This is a genomic window from Actinosynnema sp. NPDC059335, from assembly GCF_042752395.1.
GTDB lineage: Bacteria > Actinomycetota > Actinomycetes > Mycobacteriales > Pseudonocardiaceae > Actinosynnema.
Genome location: NZ_JBHYXZ010000105.1, coordinates 1 through 4,831 on the forward strand (window position 1 = coordinate 1; position 4,831 = coordinate 4,831).

The following is a 4,831-nucleotide window of genomic DNA, read 5'->3' on the forward strand; positions in this document are numbered from 1 at the left end:
GTAGGACTCACGCGCGTGTCCTACGTTCGGAACGCGCGTGTCCTACGTTCGGAACGGGTGAGGTGAACGTTCGGGTCAGAGCAGCCAGGCCACGGCGGCGCCCACGGCCACCAGGGCGAGGACGAGCAGCAGGACCGCCAGGCCCCGCGCCGTCTTCCACGTGCTGTAGACGCCGCCGCCCAGGAACCCCGCCAACGCCAGCAGGCCGAGGACCACGTACTCCTTCGGCATCTACAGGACGCCCTTGGTCGACGGCACGCCGCCGACGCGCGGGTCCGGCTCGACCGCCGCGCGCAGCGCCCGCGCGATCGCCTTGAACTGCGCCTCGGTGATGTGGTGCGGGTCGCGCCCGTACTCCACCCGCACGTGCAGCGCGATCCCCGCGTGGAACGCCAGCGAGTCGAACACGTGCCGGTTCAGCACGAACGGGTAGTTGCCGCCGATCGTGAAGGCGTTGAACTGCTCCGGCTCGCCCACGTGCACGCAGTACGGCCGCCCGGACACGTCCACCGCCGCGTGCGCCAGCGTCTCGTCCATCGGGATCCACGCGTCGCCGAACCGGCGGATGCCCGCCTTGTCGCCCAACGCCTCCCGCAACGCCTGCCCGAGCACGATCGCCACGTCCTCCACGGTGTGGTGCGCGTCGATCTCCACGTCGCCGGTCGCCCGGACGACCAGGTCGAACGACCCGTGCACGCCCAGCGCGGTCAGCATGTGGTCGTAGAACGGCACCCCCGTCGCGATCTCGACCTTGCCGGTGCCGTCGAGGTCCACCTCGACGTGCACCGAAGACTCCCTGGTGGTCCGCTCCACCTTGCCGACCCGGCTCACCGGCCAACCTCCTTGCTCGCCGCGAGGAACGCGTCGTTCTCCTCCGGGGTCCCGACCGTCACCCGCAGGTGCCCGACGATGCCGACGTCCCTGATCAGCACGCCCCGTTCCAGGTAGGACCGCCACGTGGCGCGCGTGTCCTCGAACCAGCCGAACAGCACGAAGTTCGCGTCGCTCGGCACCACCGAGAAGCCCAGGCCCGACAGCGAGTCGACCACCCGGTCCCGCTCGGCGGCCAGCCGGGCCACCGAGCCCAGCGTCTCGGCCGCGTGCCGCAGCGACGCCCGCGCCGCGGCCTGCGTCAACGCCGACAGGTGGTACGGCAGCCGCACGAGCTGCAACGCGTCCACCACGGCGGGCGCGGCGGCGAGGTAGCCGAGCCGGCCGCCGGCGAAGGCGAACGCCTTGCTCATGGTCCGGCTGACGATCAGCTTCGCCGGGTGGTCCGCCAGCAGCGCGACCGCGCTCGGCCGCGACGAGAACTCCGCGTACGCCTCGTCCACCACGACCACGCCCGGCGACGCCTCGATCAGCACGCGCAGGTCGTCCAGCGGCAGGCTCTGCCCGGTCGGGTTGTTCGGGCTGGTCACGAACACCACGTCGGGCGCGCGTTCGGCGACGATCCCCGCCGCCCGGTCCACGTCCAGCGAGAAGTCCTCGCGGCGCGGCGTGGGCGCCCACTCGGTGCGGGTGCCCGCCGCGATGATCGGGTGCATCGAGTACGACGGCTCGAAGCCCAGCGCCGTCCGGCCGGGCCCGCCGAACGCCTGGAGGATCTGCTGGAGCACCTCGTTCGAGCCGTTCGCGGCCCACACGTTCGCCGAGGTCAGCGGCACGCCCGTGGCCGAGGCCAGGTAGCCCGCCAGGTCCTCGCGCAACGCCACCGCGTCCCGGTCCGGGTAGCGGTGCAGCTCGCCCGCGATCGCCGCCACCTCCCGCACCACGTCCTCCACCAGGGCGGGCGTGGGCGGGTACGGGTTCTCGTTCGTGTTCAGCCGCACGGGCACGTCGAGCTGCGGCGCGCCGTACGGCGTGCGCCCGCGCAGGTCCTCGCGCAGGGGGAGGTCGACCAGCTCGACCTCGGCGCCGATCGGCCTCATCCGCGGAACCTCGCCGTGACCGCCTCGCCGTGCGCGGGCAGGTCCTCGGCGTTCGCCAGCGCCACGACGTGCGACGCCACCTCGCGCAACGCGTCCTCGCTGTAGTCGATCACGTGGATGCCGCGCAGGAACGTCTGCACCGACAGCCCCGACGAGTGCCGCGCGCACCCGCCGGTGGGCAGCACGTGGTTGGAGCCCGCGCAGTAGTCGCCCAGCGACACCGGCGAGTGCGGCCCGACGAAGACCGCGCCGGCCGCGCGCACGCGGGAGGCGACCTCGCGGGCGTCGGCGGTCTGGATCTCCAGGTGCTCGGCGGCGTACACGTCCACCACCCGCAGCCCGTCGGCGAGGTCGGACACCAGCACGGTGCCGGACTGCTTGCCGGTCAACGCCGTCCGCACCCGCTCGGCGTGCTTGGTGGCGGCGGTCCGGCGCTCCAGCTCGGCGTCCACGGCGTCCGCCAGCTCCTCGGACGTGGTCACGAGCACGCTCGCGGCGAGCGTGTCGTGCTCGGCCTGGCTGATCAGGTCGGCGGCCACGTGCACCGGGTCGGCCGTCCCGTCGGCCAGGATCGCGATCTCGGTCGGCCCGGCCTCGGAGTCGATGCCGATCAGGCCGCGCAGCAGCCGCTTGGCCGCGGTCAGGTAGATGTTGCCCGGACCGGTCACCAGGTCCACCGGCTCCAGGGCGCGGCCGTCGGTGTCCGTGCCGCCGTAGGCCAGCAGCGCGACCGCGAGCGCGCCGCCCACGGCCCACACCTCGGTCACGCCCAGCAGCGCGGCGGCGGCCAGGATCGCCGGGTGCGGCAGGCCGCCGAACTCCTCCTGCGGCGGCGAGCAGACGACCAGCGACTCGACGCCCGCGATCTGCGCCGGCACCACGTTCATGACCACGCTGGACGGGTAGACGGCCAGGCCGCCGGGGGCGTACAGGCCGACGCGGGCCACCGGCACCCAGCGCTCGGTGACCGTGCCGCCGGGCACGACCTGCGTGGTCGTGTCGACCCGGCGCTGGTCGGCGTGCACCTTGCGGGCCCGCGCGATCGACTCCTCCAGCGCCGCGCGCACGGCCGGGTCCAGCTCGGCCAGGGCGCGCTCCAGCTCGGCGGCGGGCACGCGGACGGACGCGGGGCGGACCTTGTCGAACTTCTCGCCGTGCTCCAGCACGGCCTCGACGCCCCGGGCGCGCACGTCCTCGACGAGCGGGCGGACGTGATGCAGCACCGCGTCCACGTCGACCTCGGCGCGCGGCAGCGCGGCGCGCAGTTCGGCGGCGGACGGAACCCGACCTCGCAGGTCGATGCGGCTGAGCATGCCCCCAAGGGTAAGCGGTCGCCAATTCCGTCAACTGTCACCCCGCACCCGGGCGGTGAACCCGACAAACGGGGGCTACCTCGGATTGTGAACGTCGGGCCACGCTGTGTGAGCTTTCTGTTGGGTAACACCCATCTCCGTCGCAAACCCTGCTGATGATGGAGGCTTGATGTTCACCAAGCGGCGCGGCCTCGTGGCCGCCGCGCTGGTCGCGAGCGTGGCCCTGGTGCTCCCCGCGCACCCCGGGTCGGCGCAACCGGCGACCTCGCACTCCCCCGAGCGGTCCGTCTTCGAGGTCACCGCGCCGACCCCGGAGGCGCGGACCAAGGTCGCCCGGACCGGGGTCGACGTGCTCGGGCAGAACGGCGACACGCTCACCGTGATCGCCGAACCCCGCCAGCAGTGGCTGCTGCGCGCCACCGGGCTCCCGATGCGGAACACCGGCGACGCCGACGCCCAGCTCGCGGGCCTGGGCAAGGCGGACTTCGCCGACCCGCAGCTCGGCACGCTGGACTTCCCGTCCGGCTACACCGGCTACCACAACTACGCCGAGATGGTCGCCGAGCTGAACCAGACGGTCAGCGACCACCCGAACCTCGTCACGCTGCGCAGCATCGGCAAGTCGTACCAGAACCGCGACCTGTGGATGATCAAGATCAGCGACAACCCGACGGTCGACGAGGCCGAGCCCGAGGTGCTGTTCACCTGCAACCAGCACGCGCGCGAGCACCTGACCGTGGAGATGTGCCTGCACATCATCAAGCGGTACACGGACAACTACGCGTCCAACTCGGCGATCAAGAGCACCGTCGACAGCCGGGAGATCTGGGTCATCCCCAGCGTCAACCCGGACGGCGCGGAGTACGACATCGCGACCGGCTCGTTCCGGGCGTGGCGCAAGAACCGGCAGCCGAACTCCACCTCCACCGGCACCGACCCCAACCGCAACTGGGGCTACCAGTGGGGCTGCTGCGGCGGTTCCAGCGGCAGCGGGTCGAGCGAGACCTACCGCGGCCCGTCGGCGTTCTCCGCGCCGGAGACCGCCCGCGTCCGGGACTTCGTCGGCACCCGCGTGGTCGGCGGCGTGCAGCAGATCAAGTCGCACATCGACTGGCACACGTTCTCGGAGCTGATCCTGTGGCCGTACGGCTACACCTACAACGACACCGCCGCGGGCCTGGACGCCACCCAGGCCAACGTGTTCCAGACCATGGGCCGGCGGATGGCGGCGCTGAACGGCTACACGCCGCAGCAGGCCAGCGACCTCTACATCACCGACGGCAGCGTCGACGACTGGATGTGGGCGGAGCACAAGATCTGGAGCTACACGTTCGAGATGTACCCGGCGTCGGCGAGCGGCACCAGCGGCTTCTACCCGCGCGACACGGTGATCGCCACGCAGACCTCGCGCAACGACTCGGCCGTGCAGCTGTTCCTCGACTACTCCGACTGCGTCCCGCGCATCACCGGGCGCACCTGCTGACGGCCGCCACGGCCTGATCGACCTGCGCGGGCTCGACGAAGTAGTGCGGTGACGCCCTCACCACCTCCGCGAGCGCGTGCTCGGCGGCCACCGGGCGCTCCAGC

The 4,831-nt window shown here is 72.3% G+C and carries 5 protein-coding genes; 1 reads left to right on the forward strand and 4 read right to left on the reverse strand.

The genetic code is table 11. From position 1 onward, the window contains the following. Positions 1 to 75: 75 nt before the first annotated feature. Genes ACFXGA_RS27715 through hisD form a run of 4 tightly spaced genes read right to left on the reverse strand, consistent with a single transcriptional unit; the run spans position 76 to position 3,244 of the window. Positions 76 to 231 (reverse strand): hypothetical protein, encoded by a 156-nt coding sequence (locus ACFXGA_RS27715; RefSeq protein WP_378092733.1) that lies wholly within the window; start codon positions 229 to 231, stop codon positions 76 to 78. Then, complete coding sequence (hisB, locus tag ACFXGA_RS27720) at positions 232 to 831, reverse strand: imidazoleglycerol-phosphate dehydratase HisB (RefSeq protein ID WP_378092735.1); 600 nt, start codon at positions 829 to 831, stop codon at positions 232 to 234. After that, positions 828 to 1,931 (reverse strand): histidinol-phosphate transaminase, encoded by a 1,104-nt coding sequence (locus ACFXGA_RS27725; RefSeq protein WP_378092737.1) that lies wholly within the window; start codon positions 1,929 to 1,931, stop codon positions 828 to 830. The genes hisB and ACFXGA_RS27725 overlap by 4 nt, the downstream gene beginning before the upstream one ends. Further along, entirely contained in the window at positions 1,928 to 3,244 is a 1,317-nt protein-coding gene (gene hisD / locus ACFXGA_RS27730; protein ID WP_378092739.1) for a histidinol dehydrogenase, read from the reverse strand. The genes ACFXGA_RS27725 and hisD overlap by 4 nt, the downstream gene beginning before the upstream one ends. Before the next feature lie 169 nt (positions 3,245 to 3,413). On the opposite strand from hisD, the gene ACFXGA_RS27735 reads away from it, so the two are divergent. After that, entirely contained in the window at positions 3,414 to 4,727 is a 1,314-nt protein-coding gene (locus ACFXGA_RS27735) for a M14 family metallopeptidase (protein ID WP_378092741.1), read from the forward strand. Positions 4,728 to 4,831: the final 104 nt, after the last annotated feature.

What these genes read in the sequence shown, in the direction of transcription:
- ACFXGA_RS27715 (WP_378092733.1), bottom strand. Translation starts at nt 231, where the DNA reads ATGCCGAAGGAGTACGTGGTCCTCGGCCTGCTGGCGTTGGCGGGGTTC.
- ACFXGA_RS27725 (WP_378092737.1), bottom strand. Translation starts at nt 1,931, where the DNA reads ATGAGGCCGATCGGCGCCGAGGTCGAGCTGGTCGACCTCCCCCTGCGC.
- hisD (WP_378092739.1), bottom strand. Translation starts at nt 3,244, where the DNA reads ATGCTCAGCCGCATCGACCTGCGAGGTCGGGTTCCGTCCGCCGCCGAA.
- ACFXGA_RS27735 (WP_378092741.1), top strand. Translation starts at nt 3,414, where the DNA reads ATGTTCACCAAGCGGCGCGGCCTCGTGGCCGCCGCGCTGGTCGCGAGC.